Genomic DNA, 19950 nt, shown 5'->3' on the forward strand with positions numbered 1-19950 from the left:
TACAGCAGAAAAGGAAATGCTATGGGGAATAGAAATCCGTCTATTTTTTCATCATTTTTTTTCAACATATCTAAACAGATTCTTATTTCTTTAATAATAATATGGGTTTAAAATATATTTTTTGAAAGGGAACTTTTGCAAAAGTAGAATATTTTTTTATTCTGCCTAGAATATTTTGTTGATTTTCAGACAAAACTTATAGCCTAAATGTTTTGAACTAATGCTGAAAAAATTAAATTTGCAGACTTGATTTCACATTGTAATGCATCGTTTTTTTATATTTTTATATTATCTGATTTCCAAAAATAAGATTCTTTCCGTAATTATTACGCTAGGAATAGCTGTAGTATGCGGTTTTTTTGCTTCAAAAATCAATTTCGAAGAGGATATTAACCAGATTATTCCTAAAAATGAAAAATCAGATCTTACGGCAAAAGTTCTTAAACAGCTGAATTTTTCGGACAAGATCATCGTGATCATAGAAAATAAATCTAAGGAAGATGAATTCCAGCTTTCTGAAACCGCTGACACTTTTCTGCAGAAAGTGGAACCTCTGAAAAAATACATTGGCTCCGTTCAGGGAAAGGTGAATGATAGTGAAATTTCAGAAACATTTGATTTTGTGAACCAGAATCTTCCTTTGTTCCTTGATGAAAACGATTATAAGGAAATTGAACGGAAACTTCAGAAAGACAGCATTTCAAAACGTGTAGAGAACAATTACGTATCTCTGGTTTCTCCAACGAGTCTTGTGACAAAAGAGTTTATCAAAAAAGATCCGCTGGGAATAACCTATTTAGGTATTAAGAAATTAAATGCTTTAAATATCAGCAAAGATTTCAAGCTTGAAGATAATTACATTGTCACCAAAGACGGAAAAAACCTGCTCCTATTCATTGAACCGAAAAATAAAAGCAATGACACCAAGGGCAATGAAGCCTTTGTCAATCAGCTTAATGAAATAAAAGACGGCATCAACAAACAGTTCAAAGGAAAAACAGAGCTCAGCTATTTCGGTTCTCCGGTGATTGCCGTGGCGAATGCCCAACAGATTAAAAAAGACATCCAGAATACAGTCATGATCTCAATGACGGTGCTACTGATCCTGCTTATTTATTATTTCAGGAACTTTTTTACTCCGATTATTGTATTTCTCCCAACTGTATTTTCAGTGCTTCTTGCCCTGCTGATTCTTTACTTCATTAAAGATAAGATTTCCGCTATTTCTTTAAGCGTAGGTGCTATCCTTATTGGAATTACGATAGATTATGCCCTTCATATTCTTACCCATTATAAGCATAATAACAATATAGAAGAGCTTTACAAAGAAATCACACAACCCATCGTACTGAGCAGTGCCACAACGGCCGTCTCTTTTCTGTGTCTGGTATTTGTGCGTTCTGAAGCGTTGAAAGATTTGGGTCTTTTTGCAGCGATTACTGTCATTTTTTCTTCCATCACGGCATTGATCATCGTTCCTCAGCTTTATAAGCCGAAACAGAAAGAAGATCATCAGAGCACCAATTTCATCGATAAGATCGGATCTTATCCTTATGAGAAAAACAAACCTCTGATCATTGGCTGTTCCATTATTATAGTGGCGTGTCTTTTTGGTTTCAGGCATGTAGGATTTAATGAAGATATCGGGGACCTTAATTATATTCCGAAAGATTTAAAAATAAGTGAAGCCAAACTACAGAAGCTTTCCGACATTACTTCAAAATCTATTTATACCATTTCTTATGGAGATTCTGAGGAAGAAGCGCTGGCAAGAAACTCCCGCCTGAGCAATTTCCTTGAAAAAGAAAAGAAGGAAGGAAAAATTCTGAGCTACAGTTCTCTCGGAAACGTTGTCCTTTCTGAAAAAGATCAGAAACAAAGGATTGAAACCTGGAAGAAATTCTGGGATCCGGATAAAAAGAACCGCACGGTTTCTGAGCTCGTGAGCAGCGGAAATCAATTTGGGTTCAACAGCGGTGCTTTTGCTCAATTTAATGAAGTTTTAAATAAAAATTATACGGAATTAAGTCTTAAAGATTACGAGAAAGTAAAGGCATTACAGATCTCCGAATTCCTTAGTAATGAAAACGGTTTTTATACGGTTTCCAATGTAGTCAAGGTAGATGAGAAGAAGAGGGATCACTTTATAAAAGATGTTGAGAAGCATCACGACGCACTGGCCATCGACCGACAGCAGATGAATGAAAACTTTCTGGGACTGCTGAAGAAAGATTTCAGTACTCTCATCAATTACTCTCTTCTCGCCATCGTTCTGACGATCATTGTTTTCTTCAGAAACTTTGAACTTACGGTTCTGACAATGTTTCCGATTGTATTGACCGGAGTCGTAACAGCCGGTATTCTGTATTTTCTTGGATTGGAATTAAATATTTTCAGTACAGTGGTCTGTACACTGGTATTCGGTGTGGGAGATGACTTCAGTATTTTCCTTACAAAGGCCATGCAGAAGGAGCATACAACCGGGAAAAACGAACTTCCGACTTACAGAACTTCTATTATTCTGGCAGTTTTTACAACGATATTATCGATCGGGTCTCTGATCTTTGCCAAACATCCGGCTTTACATTCACTGGCGCTGGTTGCTTTGATCGGAATGTTTTCCGTGATCATTATTACCTCAACGCTTTATCCGTTCTGGTTTAGATTACTGATTACAAACAGAGCTAAGAAAGGACTTTCGCCTATCACTTTCAGACTGTTGTTAAGATGTATCATTTCATTCTTTTACTACGGATTGGGAGGATTGGTCTTTTCACTGATCGGAAGTATATTTATCAAGAGATCAAAAGGGAAAACTTTAGATATTATTAAATTAATTTTAGCTAAATTTTTAACATCGGTATTGCATCTTAGTCCTTTTGTAAGAAAAAGAGTGATAAAAAATCCGGCAGAAGATTTCAGCAGACCAGCCGTGATCATCGCCAACCATACTTCTTTCCTGGACACACTTGCGATCGCCATGGCAACACATAAGATCATTTATCTGGTGAATGACTGGGTGTATGATTCTCCGGTTTTCGGAAAACTGGTAAGAGCACTTGGTTTCTATCCTGTTTCTCAGGGAATAGAGAATGGTATGGAAAAGCTGAAAGAAAAGATTGATCAGGGATATTCGCTGGTTGTTTTTCCGGAAGCGGAACGTTCTTATACGAATGATGTAAAAAGATTCCACAAAGGAGCCTTCTATCTTGCAGAACAGTTCGGATTGGATATTCTGCCCTTATACATTCACGGAAATTCTGAAGTACTGCCGAAGGGGGATTTCATCATCTATGATGGAAGCATTACCGTAAAAGTTGGTGACAGAATCAGCAAGGACGATCTGAGCTTTGGGAAAAACTATTCCGAAAGAACGAAAAAGATCAATGCCTATTTCAGAGAAAAGTTTGCAGAGTTGAGAACTGAACTGGAGGATGAAAATTATTTCAGGAAAAAATTATTTCTGAGCTATTTATTCAAAGACAGTGAGGTGGTAAAAGAAATTAAGAATGATTTCAATGCCCATAAATCGGTTTATTTTGAACTGAATAAGTATATTGCCAGAGATGCATCTATTCTGCACATAGCCGACGATTTTGGACAAAAAGATGTACTTTTAACTCTTTATCAGGCAGAAAGAAGGATCTTCTCACTCATTACCGATGAAGAAAAAAGGCAGGTTGCTATGCAGACTTATCTGGTGAAAAGAAGAAAGATTCATTATATCAAAAGTGTTTCTGAAATCCATAAGACTATTGATACTCTTCTGGTTTCGGATCAGCATTTTGACCTTCATACACTGGAGAAACTTCCTGAGACGATTATCTTCCTGAATACAATTCATTCAGAATTTGATAATTCAGATTATTATGAAGAATTTAATTCAAAAGGAATAAAAATATTCAAAAAACACTAAATAAATATGAAAAGCATATTTTTGTAATCGCTAAAGAATATTAATGAAAAAAAATATACTCGTAATCTATTATTCACAGACAGGACAGCTGGAAGATATTGTGAAGAATATGGCACAGCCTTTTGAAGCCAAAAAGGAGGAATATGACGTTACGTACTATAATATTCAGCTGAAAGAGGATTTTCCTTTCCCTTGGCCTGAAGATGTTTTCTTCAATACTTTCCCTGAATCTTATCTTCAGATCCCGAAAGAGATCTTTCCACCTTCTGAAGAAATTCTGAATAAAAAGTATGACCTCATCTTATTCGGATATCAGGTATGGTACCTTACACCATCTATTCCTATCATCTCCTTTTTAAAAAGTGGTTTTGCGGAAAAGATTCTGAAAGACACGGATGTGGTGACGATCTCCGGAACCAGAAATATGTGGATGCTTTCTCAGGAGAAGCTAAAGGTATATTTAAGAGACCTTGGAGCAAAGCTGGTAGGAAACATCGCTTTAGTGGACAGACATGACAATTATACAAGTGTACTGACGATATTACGCTGGCTGACTACAGGACAGAAAGAAAAATCAGGAATGCTTCCTGCTGCGGGAGTTTCAGATGAAGAAATTTCAGGATCTGTAAAATACGGCCGTATCATAGAAAAGTATTTCAACGGTGGAAATCTTTCCGGTCTCCAACCCGAACTGGTACAGAACGGAGCGATAGAAATCCGCCCTTTTTTGGTAAGGGTAGAAAAAGTAGGAAATAAAATATTCACCATATGGTCTAATCTCATTATAAAGAAAAAAGAGAAACGTCCATTGCTGATAAAATTCTTTAAGGTATATTTGATGGCCGCGATATGGATTATCTCACCTGTCGTCTTAGTGTTACACCTACTGACAACCCCCATATTCTGGTTTAAAAGACAAAAACAAAAAACATATTTACAAGGAATTAATTTAAAATAGAATGTACGACGTATTTATAACAAAAGCATCAACATATTTACCTAATAACCCGGTATCAAATGATGAAATGGAGACTTATCTTGGTCTGATAAATGACGCTCCTTCTAAAGCAAAATCATTGATTTTAAGAAATAACAAGATCACGACAAGATACTATGCTTTGGACAAAGAAGGAAATCCTACTCACACCAATGCACAGCTTACCGCAAAAGCTGTAGAAGGACTATTCGATGAAAATTTCAAAAAGGAAGATATGAAACTGTTGTCCGTAGGAACTACTTCTCCGGATCAGATGCAGCCTTCACACGCTTCTATGGTTCATGGCGAGCTGAATATCGGTAAATCTATTGAAATTAATACCGCTACAGGTCTTTGTAATTCCGGGATGAATGCCCTGAACTACGGATTCCTTTCTGTAAAAGCCGGTGTGAATGAAAATGCCGTATGTGCAGGTTCAGAGAGAATGTCTGCATGGATGACCGCAGATAAATTCAACCATGAAGCCGAAAATTTAAAAGTATTGGAAGAAAGACCTATCGTTGCCTTCAAGAGAGAATTCCTGAGATGGATGCTTTCTGATGGTGCAGGTTCATTCCTTCTTGAAAATAAGCCAAGAGCAACCGGAATTTCTTTAAAAATAGAGTTCATCGATTTTTATTCTTACGCTCACGAGATCGAAGCCTGTATGTATGCTGGATGCGATAAGCAGGAGGACGGAAGCCTTAAATCATGGGCAGACTACCCTTCTGATGAATGGCTGAAGCAGTCTATCTTTGCCATCAAGCAAGACACCAAGATTCTGGACAAATACATCCTGGTAAAAGGGGCGGAAAGCTTAAGATCTTCTTTCGACAAGCATCAATTAGATCCCGCAAAAATCGATCACGTTCTGGCTCATATTTCTTCAGGTTATTTCAAGGACGGCCTGAAAGATGAATTTGCTAAAAAAGGAATGGATTTCCCTGCAGAAAAATGGTTCTACAACCTTTCTGATATTGGAAATATCGGCGCTGGCTCTATCTTCGTTGCCCTGGAAGAATTAATGAATTCCGGGACATTGAAAAAAGGAGAAAAAGTATTGCTTTGTGTTCCTGAAAGCGGAAGATTTGCCTATTCTTGTGCCCTATTAACGGTTTGCTAATGGAGAACCAACTGCCAACATCCGATACAGATTTTGTGGGAAGCCTTATTCCCCAGCGTTTTCCGTTTGTCATGGTTCATGAACTTACGGAATTTTCTGAAAATCATCTGGTATCAGGATTTGAGATCAAAGATGATAACATTTTTATCCAGGACGGAACATTTCAGGCTTCGGGACTTATAGAGCATCAGGCACAGAGTGTGGCTTTACATACCGGTTACAAGTATTATCTTTTAGGAAAAGAAGCGCCTACCGGATATATCGGTGCCATCAAATCTTTTGAAGCGGAAACCCTTCCTAAAACAGGCGACCGTCTGGTATCGGAAGTAACGATCCTGCATGAAGTAATGGGCGTAACGCTGGTAGATATTGTCACGAAACTGAATGGCGGGATCATTGCAAAATCCCAAATGAAAACTGCTGTAAAATAACTGTCATGGAGATCAAAGAAGACCAACTTATCAATATACATAACTTTCTGCCGCACCGCGAACCGATGCTGATGGCAGATTACATTCTGGAATTGACCAAAGAAAAAGTTGTGACTTCCTTTGAAATTAAAGAAGATAATGTTTTCGTACACAATAATGAATTTGTGGAAGCCGGCCTGATTGAAAATCTTGCCCAAACCTGCTCTTCTATTCTGGGACAAAGCTTCTTTGAAAATCCTGAAGCAGATACCAAAGTGATTGGTTTTATCACCAATATTAAAAAGATCGAACTTTTCGGTCTTCCTAAAACAGGGGATAAGATCATTTCAAAAGCCTCGCTGATCTCTCAGTATGAAAATATCTGTAATATCTTTTGCGAGACGTTTAATGATGATGAGCTGCTGATCAGGGCGGAGATCAATCTGTTTATTCAGGAGGTAAAATCTTAAGAATCTATTTTAGTTAAACTATATAACCGTACGATTACCGTGCGGTTTTTTTTGCTACATCGGTGCGAAGGTTAGGTTTTGGCTAAAGCCTTTTGCAAAGCGTATATCTTGTAAGCGGGCTAAAGCCCGCCCCTATTGATGTGGATATTTGTAAAAAGATTGGCTTTATGTTCTTAACCACGGATGGCACGGATTTTCACAGATGATTGTGAAGAGGAGAGCCGGAGGCTGGGAGCGGGAAGTTATTGAAGTCGGAGAACAACTTTAAGCCGGGTTTTATTGTTCTTTTAAAACTATCTCATCAATTGTAAGATAAATTATCAGATATGGAAAGCCTGCCGGTAACTTTCTCCTTCCATCTTCCCTCTTCCTTCCCTAAATATTTAATAACCCTTATTTTTCGATATATTTGATGAAAATAAAAGTATGAGTGTAAAAGTAAGGTTCTATTCGGATAATGTTGAATTTGATTTTGAAAATTCTGTTGAGTTTCCAATCGCTCCGCAAATTGGGGATGAAGTGAATCTTATTTCATTTTTTAAATACAAAACCTCCGAAAGACTGGAATACTATAACAATATGGATGATCTTGATCTGTATAATGATGCTGTGGTTTCACAGCGTACCTGGTGCAATGATCTTGACAAAGAGGAAGTGTATCTGCTGGTAAAACTGAAATACCGTCCAAACAGATAAATGTATTTTCCAAATTAAAATCAGAAAATAAAAAAGCGGAGCATTGCTGCTCCGCTTAAAAAAATTGGTATCATAAAGGGTTAGTACCCGAAGATTTCTTCAAGAGATACCTCCTGGAACGTTCCCATTTTATTGATGGATTCCATATTCAGGTTTTCTTTTTTACCGATGATCGCTGTATTGTATTTTACAGGCTTGATCTCAGTATCATAGAAACTGGTAAGCTGCGGTAAAGTCAGCCCCTGAATCTCAGAATAAATATCTTTTCTGATATCATAATCTACACCCAGCTTTTTCAGCGCCATCTGATTAAAGAAAATATTCGTTCTGTTAATTCTGTTAGATGCAATCTGCTTCAGGGCAGAACCTCTGGAGTTCTCAAACTGTGCAGGAATCTGTGGCAGAGAGACCATAAGATCATTCATTGCATTGACCGCTAACGGAAGCTTGTTGGCCTGAGTTCCGATATAGTTGGTGATGTAGTTTGCATGTCCTTTCTCCGTAGCATTAGCGTAAGAAACATAAGCAGAATAAGCCAGTGACTTACTTTCTCTGATCTCCTGGAAGACAATAGAAGACAATCCTCTTCCGAAATATTCGTTGAAAACATTCGCTTTTCCGAAGTTACTTAAGTTTACGTCACTACCTTTAGCTACTTTAGACATTTCCATCTGAACCATGTCGTAGTTGGTGAAATATACTTTTCCGTCTGCTGCAGGCTCCGTATATTCTTTAGCTTTTGCCGGCTGAACGCTCGTTTCTGCAATATATGGCTTCACTGCTTTTTCTAAACCTGACTGCTCCTGTCCGTACAGGAACACTTCATAAGGAGACTGATTCAGTGCTTTGATTTTCTTAGTCAGTTCATTGGCATCAATGCTCTCAAGACGTTCTTTAGAAACAATGTCCGCCATTCTCGAATTCTTGCCATACTTAGCATAATTCGTCAGAGCAGCCATGATTCTTGTTTTATCCTTTTTACCGGCGGCTCTTGCCTCCAATATGGTTTTCACAGTCTTTGCATAAGTGTCTTTGTCTGCTTTTACATTCGTCACCCAGTGATTCATCAGCTCAGCACCTTTCTTCATATTGGCTTCAAGACCGCTCAATGTGATTATTAACTGATCATTTGAAGTTCTGAAGCTGTACGTGATTCCCAGTTCATAGAACTCACCTTTCAACTGCTCAGGTGTATATTTATCCGTTCCAAGATATTCGAAAAGGGTTACTGCTACTGAAAGCTCCTTATCATTATCTGTTCCGAAAGGGAAGATATAGCTGATCTGTGCTACATCATTATATTTATTCTTTACAAAGCTTACTTTCTTGTCCTTGATCTGAGTCGTCTGGATCGCCGCTTTATAATCGATGAATTCAGGTTTGGCCTCAGCTACCTTAGTGCTTAAAATATCTTTAAGGAAAGGAGATTGTGCTTCTCTGTTCAGTTTAATTGGAGTAATCCCAGGATTCTGTACACGAACCAGTTTATCATTCACTCCTTTTTCTTTGTAAACAACCACATAGTTATTCTTGAAAAATTCGTTCGCAAACTTTACAACATCAGCCTTTGAGATTTTCTCGTATTGGTTGATATCATCCAGTTCCTCCTGCCATGTTTTCTCATTAATATATGTATCATAAAGTGTAGTCGCCAGTCCGTCTGCAGTTTCCCACGACTTCATACGCTGTACCTTTTTATCATTAACGATTGCTTTCAGCATCCAATCCGGGAACTCCCCTTTTTTAACAAGCTCCAACTGATCCAATAACAGTTTTTTAGCATCATCAAAGCTTTGACCGTCTTTCGGAGTTACAGACATTGTAAAAGCACCATACCTTTTAAAAGCAGATTCATAAGCTCCTGCGCTTAATACTTTTTGAGTCTGATTCATATTAAGGTCAATCAATCCTGCATCTCCTCTATTGCTTAGGATTTCCGAAATTACATCAGCTAATCTTGCTTCTTTCGTACCATAAGAATCCGTTCTCCAGGCCATCGTCATTCTAGGCGTACTTGGACTCTTTACCGTTCTCGATACGATATTTGTCATTGGCTCTTCGCTCACCATTTTCTTCATTGGAAGTTCCTTGTATTTGAAAGAACCGAAATTCTGATCAACAAGTTTGATTGTTTTATCAAAATCAAGATCACCTACCAATACGATCGCCATATTATTAGGAACATAATAGGTATCAAAATATTTATGAATAGCAACCATTGAAGGACTCTTCAAATGCTCTGAAGTACCGATAGTGGTCTGCTGCCCGTTTGGATGTTTAGGGAAAAGTGCTTCCAGCATAGCATAGTTTACCAGACGTCCGTCATTATCCTGAGCTCTGTTAAATTCCTCATAAACCGCTTCCAGCTCAGTATGGAAAAGACGAAGTACCAGTTCCGAAAAACGTTCCTTTTCTACTTTAAGCCATTTTTCAAGCTCATTGGCCGGGATATTATTTTTATAAACCGTTTCGTCAAGAGAAGTATGTGCGTTTGTTCCGGTTGCTCCCAAAGAAGAAATCGCTTTATCATATTCATTGGCAATTGCATATTTAGATGCTTCCAATGAAACCTCATCTATTTTCTTATAGAGCAGTTTTTTCTTTTCAGGGTCCTTTTCAGCTTTGTGTTGCTCATAAAGATCAGAGATCTGCTGCAGCACAGCTTTTTCCTTTGCCCAGTCCTGAGTTCCCAAATGAGAAGTTCCCTTGAAAACCATGTGCTCAAGATAATGCGCCAAACCGGTATTGTCGCTAGGGTCATTATTTGACCCTGTTCTTACCGGAATATAGGTCTGAATTCTCGGAGCATCATCATTTTTAGCCAGGTACACCTTCAATCCGTTTTTCAGAGTATACACTCTTACTCCGGACTGATCATTCTTTACCGTTTGATAAGTATAGCCTTGATTATCTGTAAGTGTTTGTGTGTCAAATTTCTGCGCCATCGCACTGATCATACAGAAAAGCGATACAGAAATAAAAAATTTCTTCATAAGTCTTATTTATTTTAATCCAAATTTCTTAGAACCTTATTAGTCTACATTTAATATACACTTGTTACAGCATAAATGTTACAAATTGGGAATTAATATTTTTGTGTTAAAAAACCATTTTACCCCTTAAAAACACGCATTCGGCCCATTATAATTTAATATGATTTACATATAATGTATTTTCACTATTTTAGCCAACTGATTAAAAAGAATTAAAAAGGTGAATGAATTTTCATCTTAAAGTAAAAAAATAATACGGTTTACATGAAAAAACAAGACCTGCCTCAGGATGAAAGCAATCTGAAGTCAGCAAACATGACCGAAGTCTTGTATGTGACGGATGAAAACGATAATTATACGACAGCCAACAGCATCGGCTGGGAAGCTAAAAAAGCAGCCCTGGAAGAATCTCTGGAACTTATTCATGAAAGAATTGAAGAAGCCAGACAGGACGTCGTTAATCAGATATCAAGTCCCATCATGTATTTCATGGAACTGAATAAAATGGATCTGAGTGTCCTCGCTTCCTACGTCGGAATGTGGCAGTGGAGAGTGAAAAGACACGCAAAACCAAGAGTATTTAAAACACTAAACGAATCCGTACTGAAAAAATATGCCGATGCATTCGGGATTTCAGTGGATGAATTAAAGAACTTTGACGGAAAATAATACTGAAATGAAGCATATCATCTTATGCACAATTTCATTTCGCCAATGAAAAAGATAAAAGCAGCAAATGAAACTTAACTTTGAACACCATCAGACCGCACATTGCGAAAACGGTGTTGCCTCCAATCTGTTACTCAACAAAGGCTTAAAACTCAGTGAACCAATGATCTTCGGGATCGGTTCCGGACTGTTTTTTGTCTATCTGCCATTTTTGAAAGTCAATTTTGCTCCAGGCTTCAGCTATCGTCCGATGCCCGGTGCTATTTTCAGCAAAGCAGCCAAAAGATTGGGAATTAAAATCAAAAGAGAAAAATTTTCAAATCCTAAAGAGGCACAGTCCGCTTTAGAAAGAAACTTAAATCAGAATATCCCGACAGGACTTCAGGTAGGCGTTTTCAACCTTACCTATTTCCCTGAAGAATATAAATTCCACTTCAATGCCCACAACCTTGTGGTATACGGAAAAGAAGACGGGAAATTCCTCATCAGCGATCCGGTAATGGATTATACAACTTCCCTGTCCGAAGCTGAATTGGAAAAAGTAAGATATGCCAAAGGCGCACTGCCTCCAAAAGGACATATGTATTACCCGACTTACATCCCGGAAAATGTAAATATTGAAGAAGCCATCAAAAAAGGAATCAAAGACACCTGCAAAAATATGCTGGCTCCGGTTCCTCTTATCGGGGTAAAAGCCATGAGATGGGTCGCCAGAAGCATCCCGAAATGGGCAGCAAAGAAAGGAACTAAAGTTACCAACCATTATCTCGGACAGCTGATCAGAATGCAGGAAGAGATCGGTACCGGCGGCGGCGGTTTCAGGTTTATTTATGGCGCATTTCTTCAGGAAGCAGCTGTTATTCTTAAAAATGATGAATTAAAAGAACTGTCCAAAGAAATCACTGCTATCGGTGATCTGTGGAGAGACTTTGCCGTGGATATTGCCCGTGTTTACAAAAACAGGAATTCAAAAAGCGATATCTACAACAGCCTTTCAAAATCTATGCTTCATATCGCAGACCTGGAAGAAGCTTTCTATAAAAAACTGAGAAAAGCGATCTGATATGGCAGAGAACATGATTGAGATCAAAAATCTATACAAAAAGTACAAAAACTCCGAGGAGTTTTCTGTGAACGATATCTCGCTGAATATTGAGAAAAATGAGATCTATGGTATTCTGGGACCAAACGGTGCCGGGAAAACCACTTTGATTTCTATGCTTTCAGGATTAATCAAACCGACTTCCGGACAATTTACGATCAATGGACTGTCTCCTCAGAAAGACAGTTTTAAGATCAAAGAAATCATCGGAATTGTGCCTCAGGAATACGCGCTCTATCCTACTCTTACGGCTAAAGAAAACTTAATGTTTTATGGAAGCCTGTATGGATTAAAGCATAAAGAACTTAAAAGAACCATCGATGAATCTTTAGAAATCATGGGCCTTTCAAAGTTTGCAAATAAAAAAGTAGAACAGTTTTCAGGAGGAATGAAACGCCGATGCAACCTTATCGCAGGAACGCTTCACAATCCGAAAGTATTGTTCCTCGATGAACCTACGGTAGGTGTTGATGTTCAGTCTAAAAAAGTCATCATTGATTTCCTGCAGGAATTGAATAAAAACGGAACGTGTATCATTTACACCTCTCACCACCTTTCCGAGGCGGAAGAATTCTGTACGAAGATCGCTATTATCGACAGAGGAAGAATTCACGCGGTAGGAACGCCGGAAGAACTGGTGGCACAGATCGCAAACGCTGAAAACCTGGAAGACGTTTTCATATCATTAACAGGAAAAGAACTAAGAGATGTTGTTGTATAAACTTTGGAGAAGCTTCGTGAAGGAAATCCTTCTTCTGAAGAGAGATATTGGGGGAATTGTCATTATTTTCGTCATGCCGTTGCTGTTAATTGTAACGATCACTTTAATTCAGGATTCTACTTTCAAAAATCTGGAAGGTTCAAAAATCCCGATTATTTTCATTGACAATGACAAGTCTGAGGTATCCAAAAATATAAAACTGGAACTTGAAACCGGCAAAACATTCCAGCTGCTGACGAATTACACCGAAAAGTCAGCGCAGAAAGCCGTGTTTTCCGGAGATTACCAGATGGCGATTGTCATTCCTGAAAATTTAACGAAAGATTTAAATTCAAATATAGATTCCAAAGTTCAGACGATCGTAAGTTCGTTCGGACTGGAAGGTGACGCAGCAGCTGTGAAAAAAGCAGCTCCGAAAGCCAAAGAAATTCATCTGTATTTTGATCCGGCGACCAATGCAGGATTCAAAAACTCCGTGATGAATTCCGTGAATAAAATGGTTTTTGAGATCGAAAACAAAAAAATCTACAAAGCCTTTCAGGATCAGCTGGGAACGGAAGAAAACCTTGATGAGAACAAAAACCTCATCAGTTTCAAAGAGATCACCCCGAAAAAAGGAGCCATGGATGTGATGCCGAACTCAGTTCAGCACAATGTTCCGGCCTGGACCCTTTTTGCGATCTTCTTTATTGTCGTTCCGCTTTCTATCAATTTAGTCAAAGAAAAAAGTCAGGGAACAAGCGTAAGAGCAAGGATCAGCCCGACGCCGTACTTTGTTCATATTTTAGGAAAAACATTTACCTATCTGATCATCTGTATCATTCAGTTTTTACTGATGGTCGCTGTAGGAATCTATCTTTTCCCTTATATGGATCTGCCGGCATTTGATGTTTCAGGGAAAATGTTCCAGCTTATTGTGGTGACTTTATTTTCCGGACTGGCAGCCATCGGATTTGGGGTTTTACTGGGAACTATTGCAGATACCCAGGAACAGTCTGCTCCTTTTGGGGCTACTTCAGTAGTGGTTTTGGCCGCTATCGGAGGAATATGGGTTCCTGTATTTTTAATGCCGGAATTTATGCAGACCGTAGCCAAATTCTCCCCGATGAACTGGGGACTGAATGCCTATTATGATATTATTTTAAGAAACAGCGGTATCGGAGGAATTGCTAAAGAACTTGCTTTCCTTTTTGCATTCTATATTGCGATGGTCACTATTTCTATTTTTTACGAACGAAAACAAAATGCAGTCTAAAGAAAACATATTAACCTGTACGGAAGAAGTAAGGGTAAGATTTAACGAAACAGATCCGCTGGGCATCGTCTGGCACGGACATTATATCGTGTATTTCGAAGACGGAAGAGAAGCTTTCGGAAGAGAGCACGGCCTTACTTATCTCGATATTCAGAGAGAAGGCTATGTAACGCCTATTGTAAAAAGCACCTGTGAACATTTCCTTCCGTTAAAATATGGAGAAACATTCAAAATTGTTACCACTTTTGTGAATTCCGTATCTGCCAAACTGATCTATACCTATGAACTTTTCAATCAGGATGATCAGTTGGTATGCAGTGGAGAAACCATTCAGGTTTTCTTAGAAAGTAATGGAAGCTTATGCCTTTATAATCCTGAGTTTTTTCAGGCATGGAAAGATAAAATGGGATTATAATGAAGAAAGAAATTTTTATTACAGACTACAACTGTGTCACTCCTTTAGGTTTTGACGTCACTTCTAACTGGAATCATCTGGTAGAAGGAAAATCAGGCGTGGGTTTGCATCAAGTGATAGAAAATCAGGAAGCTTTTTATGCTTCAGTTATTGATACTGAAAAGCTGGAAGAAGAATTTAAAAGCAATTTTGAAAGTCAGGATTTTACAAGACTGGAGAAAATGTTTGTTCTAAGTTTAAAACCTCTGGTTGACAAGCATGAAATCTCAGAAGACACAGCTTTTATCTTATCAACGACCAAAGGGAATATCACCTTATTAAAAAATCAGACGGAATTACCGGAAGGTGTTTATCTGTCAAAATTAGCACAAAAAATTGCTGATTATTTTGGATTTAAAACAAAACCAATCGTGGTTTCCAATGCCTGCGTTTCAGGAGTAATGGCTATTGCCGTTGCTAAAAACATGATTCAGACCGGAAAATATAAAGATGCTTTCGTGATTGCCGGTGATGAGGTTTCGGAATTTGTGATCTCAGGATTCAATTCGTTCCAGGCCATCGGAACAGAACCGTGCAAGCCTTATGACAAAAACAGAAACGGAATCAATATCGGTGAAGCAACAGCAGCAGTGTATATTACCTCTGCTCCAAGCGAAAACGAAAAACTTAGGTTTAAAATCTCAGGAGACTCCGCAGTGAATGATGCCAATCACATTTCCGGACCTTCCAGAACGGGAGACGGGCTCTACGCAAGCATTAAAAATGCAATGACAGAAGCAAATATCACCTCTGATCAGGTTGATTTTATTTCCGCCCATGGAACCGCCACCATCTACAATGACGAGATGGAAGCCATCGCTTTCAACAGAATGGAACTTCAAAATGCTCCATTAAATAGCATGAAGGGATATTACGGTCACTGTCTTGGCGCATCGGGACTTTTGGAAAGCATTATCTCCATGGAAATCGCCCGTCACGGACTGCTGATTCCTTCTAAAAACTTTGAAGAAACGGGAGTTTCCCAACCTTTGAATATCATTACAGAAAACCAGTCTGCAGCTATTCAGTATATTTTAAAAACAGCTTCAGGTTTTGGCGGATGCAATGCAGCGATTGTTTTAGAAAAATGTTAAAATGAAAGTGATGAAGAAAACGGACAGCTGTACCATAGAACATTCCAAAATAACCGTTAACGGACATCCTGTTTTTGAAAGCGAGACGGAAACATTTCACGATTTTGCGAAAGAAGCTTATAAAAGTTTAGAAATCAATTATCCCAAATTTCACAAGATGGATAATCTGAGTAAGCTTGCTTTTCTCGCCTCTGAAATGATTTTAAAAGATGAAGATCACAGCAGAACAGCAGTGGTTTTTGCTAACCGATCATCCAGCCTGGATACAGATTTCAAATACCAGGAAAGTATCAACTCGGAGGAAAATTACTTCCCGAGTCCGGCCGTGTTTGTCTACACCTTACCTAACATCTGCGTAGGTGAGATCAGCATCAGACATCAAATGCAGACGGAGAATGCTTTTTTCGTTCTGGATGAATTAGATGAACAATTTTTAAATGACTATGCAGAGCAGATCCTGCTGTCCGGGAAAGCAGAAAAAGTTCTCTGCGGCTGGACGGAACTTTATCAGGAAAATTATAAAGCTTTTGTATATTTGCTAACCCTATAAAAATGTAACACTATAACAGTGTAGCAATGTAACAATTATTGGTAAACTGGTACATTGTTAAACTGGTAAATTAAATAATTATGGAAAACTTAAAAACAGAATTAAAGCACAAAATCATTGAAGTTCTAAACCTTGAAGACGTTTCTGTAGAAGAGATTAAAGATACGGATCCTCTGTTCGGAGGCGGATTGGGTCTTGATTCTATCGACGCTCTTGAGCTAATTGTTCTTTTGGATAAAGACTACGGAATAAAATTAGCCGATCCTAAAAAAGGAAAGGAAATTTTCCAGTCTATCGACACAATGGCTCAATTCATTGAAGACAACAGAACGAAATAAATAAATGTACCAATGTAACAGGTTAGCAGTCTAGCAATTATTGGTAAACTGGTACATTGATACATTGGTACATTGGTACACTGTCATATTAAAATAATAAATGAACAAGAAAATTGCCATCACAGGAATGGGCATCATTTCCTCCATCGGAAACAATGTGGAGGAAAATTTTATTTCGTTAAAAACCGGAAAACATGGAATTTCTGACATTCAAATGTTTGAAACCCGCCATGCCGGAACTATAAAAACAGGCGAGATAAAATGGTCTAATGAAGAACTTGTACAACAACTTCAGCTGCCTGAAGACAATAATGTGACAAGAACTTCTTTATTGGGCATGATCGCCGCAAGAGAAGCTGTAGCATCCGCCGGAATTTCAGATATCAATGAATACAAAACCGGGCTGATTTCTTCTACCAGTGTAGCCGGAATGGATATCACTGAAAGGTATTTCTACTCTTACGAAGACTTTCCTGAAAAGCAAAAATACATCGATGCTCATGATGCAGGAAATTCCTCATTGGCCATCGCTGACTATCTTGGGTTAAATGGTATGGTTTCCACCATCAGCACAGCCTGCTCCTCAGCAGCGAATGCTATTATGATGGGCGCTAAACTGATTAAAAACGGAGTTTTGGACCGTGTGATCGTGGGTGGAACTGATTCTCTTTCAAAATTTACTTTGAATGGATTCAATACATTGATGATCCTTACAGATTCTTACAATACGCCATTTGATAACGACAGAAAAGGATTGAATCTTGGTGAAGCAGCCGCTTTTATCGTTCTTGAATCTGATAATGTCGTAAAAAAGGAAAACAAAAAAGTTCTGGCTTATCTTTCCGGCTACGGCAATGCGAATGATGCTCATCATCAAACCGCATCGTCAGAAAACGGACAGGGCGCTTTTCTCGCCATGCAGCAGGCTCTTAAAATATCCGGACTGGAAAAAGAGAATATCGATTATATCAACGTTCACGGAACGGCGACTCCCAATAATGATTTATCAGAAGGAATTGCCATGATCAGAATTTTCGGTGAAGGACAGGTTCCTGAATTCAGTTCTACCAAAGCTTTTACAGGACATACTCTGGCGGCGGCGGCAGGAATTGAAGCGGTATTTTCCATTTTGGCGATGCAGCACAGCGTCATTTTCCCCAATCTGAATTTCAAAACGAAAATGGCAGAATTTGATTTAACTCCGGTTACAGAACTGAAAGAGAAGGATATCAACCATGTTCTTTCCAATTCGTTCGGGTTCGGAGGTAACTGTTCTACCTTAATTTTCTCAAAATCATGACCGCAGTATACATCAACAGTGCGTCCTGCATCTCTGTTCAGGACACTTTAAAAGAAAATTTTTTCCAGGATCTTAAAGCTGACCCATCTGTTCAGATTTTAAAAGCTGTAGATCCCAATTATAAAGAATTCATTCCGCCTGCGATGATCAGGAGGATGTCTAAGACCGTAAAAATGAGTTCCGTAGCTTCCAGCTATGCTTTAAAAGAAGCTGGAATTGAAAAACCGGATGCCATTATTGTAGGAACGGGAATGGGATGTTCCCAGGATTCTGAAAAGTTTCTGAAAAACGTAATCGATAATAACGAAGAGTTCCTGACTCCGACATTTTTCATTCAATCGACCCATAACACCGTTTCAGGGCAGATTGCTCTGGGACTTCAGTGTCATGCGTACAATTTCACGTATGTCAATACGTCTTCCTCACTGGAATTCTCTTTTCTGGATGCTCAGCTTCAGATCAACGACGGAGAAGCTGAAAATGTTCTCGTAGGCGCTGCAGATGAGCAGACGGCCAGAACCATGGAACTTTACCGTCTTAACAATACCATAAAAAAAGAAGAAGATCTTCCGGCTGATTATTTACATTCCAAAACGGATGGCGTGATCTGGGGCGAAGGTGCCGCTTTTTTTGTTTTAGGAAAAAATAAAACTGAAAATTCTTACGCCAAACTTAGAGATATTCAGATCATCAACAGATTGGTTATAGAAGAAACACCCTCTTTTATAAAAGATTTTTTAGCTAAAAACGATTTGAAGCATGAAGATATCGATGCTGTGATTTTAGGATTCAGCGGTGATATAACATCTGATGTTTATTACACAAGAGCAATGAATGCATTTCAGAATTCAGCTTTACTGTATTACAAGCATTTGAGCGGGGAATTCAATACGGCAAGTGGTTTTTCTACATTTATGGCCTGTCATATTTTGAAGGAGCAGCACATTCCGGAAGTTATGATGATCCGTTCAGCGCAAAAGACAGACATTAAAAATATTCTTCTTTATAATCATCTGGCTGGAAATGATCATAGTCTGATGTTGTTGGAAAGAGCTTAATAAAACAGGAAAACATCTAATTTGTGGGTTTTTCGAATGCACAGATCAAAATAAGTACAACTCAAAATACCGGAAGATGAAACATTATCCATTTATTCTATTTTATCTTTTCTGCAACGTATTTATTTATGCGTTTCACGGAAGTATTTGGGTTTATCTGGCTGGTTTTCTGGCTTTTTCTTTCGTAGTGGTCTGGGGATCATTTGATATTACGCTGGGATATTTTGTGAACAGTATTACCCATAAACGAACGAAAATCAATGAAGTCGCTCTGACTTTCGATGACGGACCGACTGAATTTACCCCCCAATTTTTAGATCTGCTTCAGGAACATCAGGTAAAAGCCACTTTTTTCTGTATCGGAAAACAGATCGAGAAATACCCGGAAACCTTTCAGCGGATTATTGCAGAAGGTCATACCATCGGAAATCATACCCTTTCGCATTCAAAAAATACCGGTTTTCTGTCAGCCTCAAAAATGACCGAGGAGATTGAAAAATGTGACAAAATCATCTTAAAAACGGGCAACATTAAAACCAATTTGTACCGACCTCCTTTCGGGGTTACCAATCCGAGCATCGCCAAGGCCATCAAAAGAACTCATAAAAAAAGCATCGGCTGGAATGTCCGCTCACTGGATACGGTTACAGAAAATGAAAAGAAAATCTATAAAAAAGTAACCAAAGGCCTGAAGAAAGGAAGTATTATCCTTCTTCACGATACCTCTGAAAAGACATACAAGGTATTGGTCGATTTATTGTTATTTTTGAAGGATAAAAAATATTCGACGTTTACAGTCGATTCAATTAACAAAATCAAATAAAA

The 19950-nt window shown here is 38.4% G+C and carries 18 protein-coding genes; 17 read left to right on the top strand and 1 reads right to left on the bottom strand.

Annotated elements, in window-relative coordinates; all coding sequences use genetic code 11:
- The first annotated feature begins 262 nt into the window (after positions 1–262).
- The 6 genes from N0B48_RS20865 (at position 263) to N0B48_RS20890 (ending at position 7591) form a co-directional block, all read left to right on the top strand.
- Positions 263–3916 carry an MMPL family transporter gene (locus N0B48_RS20865; RefSeq protein ID WP_259841221.1) on the top strand — a complete coding sequence of 1218 codons (3654 nt, stop codon included), beginning with the start codon at positions 263–265 and terminating at the stop codon, positions 3914–3916.
- A gap of 43 nt (positions 3917–3959) precedes the next feature.
- Entirely contained in the window at positions 3960–4874 is a 915-nt protein-coding gene (locus tag N0B48_RS20870; RefSeq protein WP_259841223.1) for a dialkylrecorsinol condensing enzyme DarA, read from the top strand.
- Between the two features lies 1 nt (position 4875).
- Entirely contained in the window at positions 4876–6015 is a 1140-nt protein-coding gene (darB, locus tag N0B48_RS20875; protein ID WP_259841225.1) for a dialkylresorcinol biosynthesis protein DarB, read from the top strand.
- Entirely contained in the window at positions 6015–6446 is a 432-nt protein-coding gene (locus N0B48_RS20880; RefSeq protein ID WP_259841227.1) for a hotdog family protein, read from the top strand. The genes darB and N0B48_RS20880 overlap by 1 nt, the downstream gene beginning before the upstream one ends.
- 5 nt (positions 6447–6451) lie before the next feature.
- A complete protein-coding gene (locus tag N0B48_RS20885) occupies positions 6452–6895 on the top strand; it encodes a hotdog family protein (protein ID WP_259841228.1) in 444 nt (147 codons plus the stop codon).
- 426 nt (positions 6896–7321) lie between these two features.
- The gene (locus N0B48_RS20890) at positions 7322–7591 is read left to right on the top strand and encodes a hypothetical protein (RefSeq protein ID WP_259841230.1); all 270 of its coding nucleotides are present in this window, start codon (positions 7322–7324) and stop codon (positions 7589–7591) included.
- 80 nt (positions 7592–7671) lie between these two features.
- Here N0B48_RS20890 and N0B48_RS20895 read toward each other — a convergent pair whose 3' ends face one another.
- Positions 7672–10584: a M16 family metallopeptidase gene (locus N0B48_RS20895; protein WP_259841231.1), complete on the bottom strand. Its 2913-nt coding sequence runs from the start codon at positions 10582–10584 to the stop codon at positions 7672–7674.
- A gap of 264 nt (positions 10585–10848) precedes the next feature.
- On the opposite strand from N0B48_RS20895, the gene DarG reads away from it, so the two are divergent.
- From DarG to N0B48_RS20950, 11 genes are all read left to right on the top strand, one after another.
- Entirely contained in the window at positions 10849–11253 is a 405-nt protein-coding gene (DarG, locus tag N0B48_RS20900; RefSeq protein WP_259841233.1) for a flexirubin biosynthesis protein DarG, read from the top strand.
- Positions 11254–11320: 67 nt separating this feature from the next.
- On the top strand, positions 11321–12316 hold the full coding sequence (gene darH, locus N0B48_RS20905) for a BtrH-related acyltransferase DarH (protein ID WP_259841235.1): 996 nt from the start codon (positions 11321–11323) through the stop codon (positions 12314–12316).
- 1 nt (position 12317) lies between these two features.
- Entirely contained in the window at positions 12318–13076 is a 759-nt protein-coding gene (locus N0B48_RS20910; protein WP_259841237.1) for an ABC transporter ATP-binding protein, read from the top strand.
- The gene (locus N0B48_RS20915) at positions 13063–14331 is read left to right on the top strand and encodes an ABC transporter permease (RefSeq protein WP_259841239.1); all 1269 of its coding nucleotides are present in this window, start codon (positions 13063–13065) and stop codon (positions 14329–14331) included. Before N0B48_RS20910 ends, N0B48_RS20915 begins: the two co-directional genes overlap by 14 nt.
- Positions 14321–14746: an acyl-CoA thioesterase gene (locus N0B48_RS20920; protein WP_259841241.1), complete on the top strand. Its 426-nt coding sequence runs from the start codon at positions 14321–14323 to the stop codon at positions 14744–14746. The genes N0B48_RS20915 and N0B48_RS20920 overlap by 11 nt, the downstream gene beginning before the upstream one ends.
- Entirely contained in the window at positions 14746–15879 is a 1134-nt protein-coding gene (locus N0B48_RS20925; RefSeq protein ID WP_259841243.1) for a beta-ketoacyl synthase N-terminal-like domain-containing protein, read from the top strand. The genes N0B48_RS20920 and N0B48_RS20925 overlap by 1 nt, the downstream gene beginning before the upstream one ends.
- A gap of 10 nt (positions 15880–15889) precedes the next feature.
- The gene (locus N0B48_RS20930) at positions 15890–16429 is read left to right on the top strand and encodes a 3-oxoacyl-ACP synthase (RefSeq protein WP_259841245.1); all 540 of its coding nucleotides are present in this window, start codon (positions 15890–15892) and stop codon (positions 16427–16429) included.
- Positions 16430–16509: 80 nt separating this feature from the next.
- Positions 16510–16767, top strand: coding sequence for a phosphopantetheine-binding protein (locus N0B48_RS20935; protein WP_034727005.1), 258 nt, complete (start codon positions 16510–16512; stop codon positions 16765–16767).
- A gap of 100 nt (positions 16768–16867) precedes the next feature.
- Positions 16868–18067 (top strand): beta-ketoacyl-[acyl-carrier-protein] synthase family protein, encoded by a 1200-nt coding sequence (locus N0B48_RS20940; RefSeq protein WP_259841246.1) that lies wholly within the window; start codon positions 16868–16870, stop codon positions 18065–18067.
- Positions 18064–19125, top strand: coding sequence for a beta-ketoacyl synthase N-terminal-like domain-containing protein (locus tag N0B48_RS20945; protein ID WP_259841248.1), 1062 nt, complete (start codon positions 18064–18066; stop codon positions 19123–19125). The genes N0B48_RS20940 and N0B48_RS20945 overlap by 4 nt, the downstream gene beginning before the upstream one ends.
- A 76-nt stretch (positions 19126–19201) precedes the next feature.
- Complete coding sequence (locus N0B48_RS20950; protein ID WP_259841250.1) at positions 19202–19948, top strand: polysaccharide deacetylase family protein; 747 nt, start codon at positions 19202–19204, stop codon at positions 19946–19948.
- The last annotated feature ends 2 nt before the right edge of the window (positions 19949–19950 follow it).

This window comes from Chryseobacterium herbae (assembly GCF_025154075.1).
In the GTDB taxonomy this organism is placed as follows: Bacteria; Bacteroidota; Bacteroidia; order Flavobacteriales; family Weeksellaceae; genus Chryseobacterium; species Chryseobacterium herbae.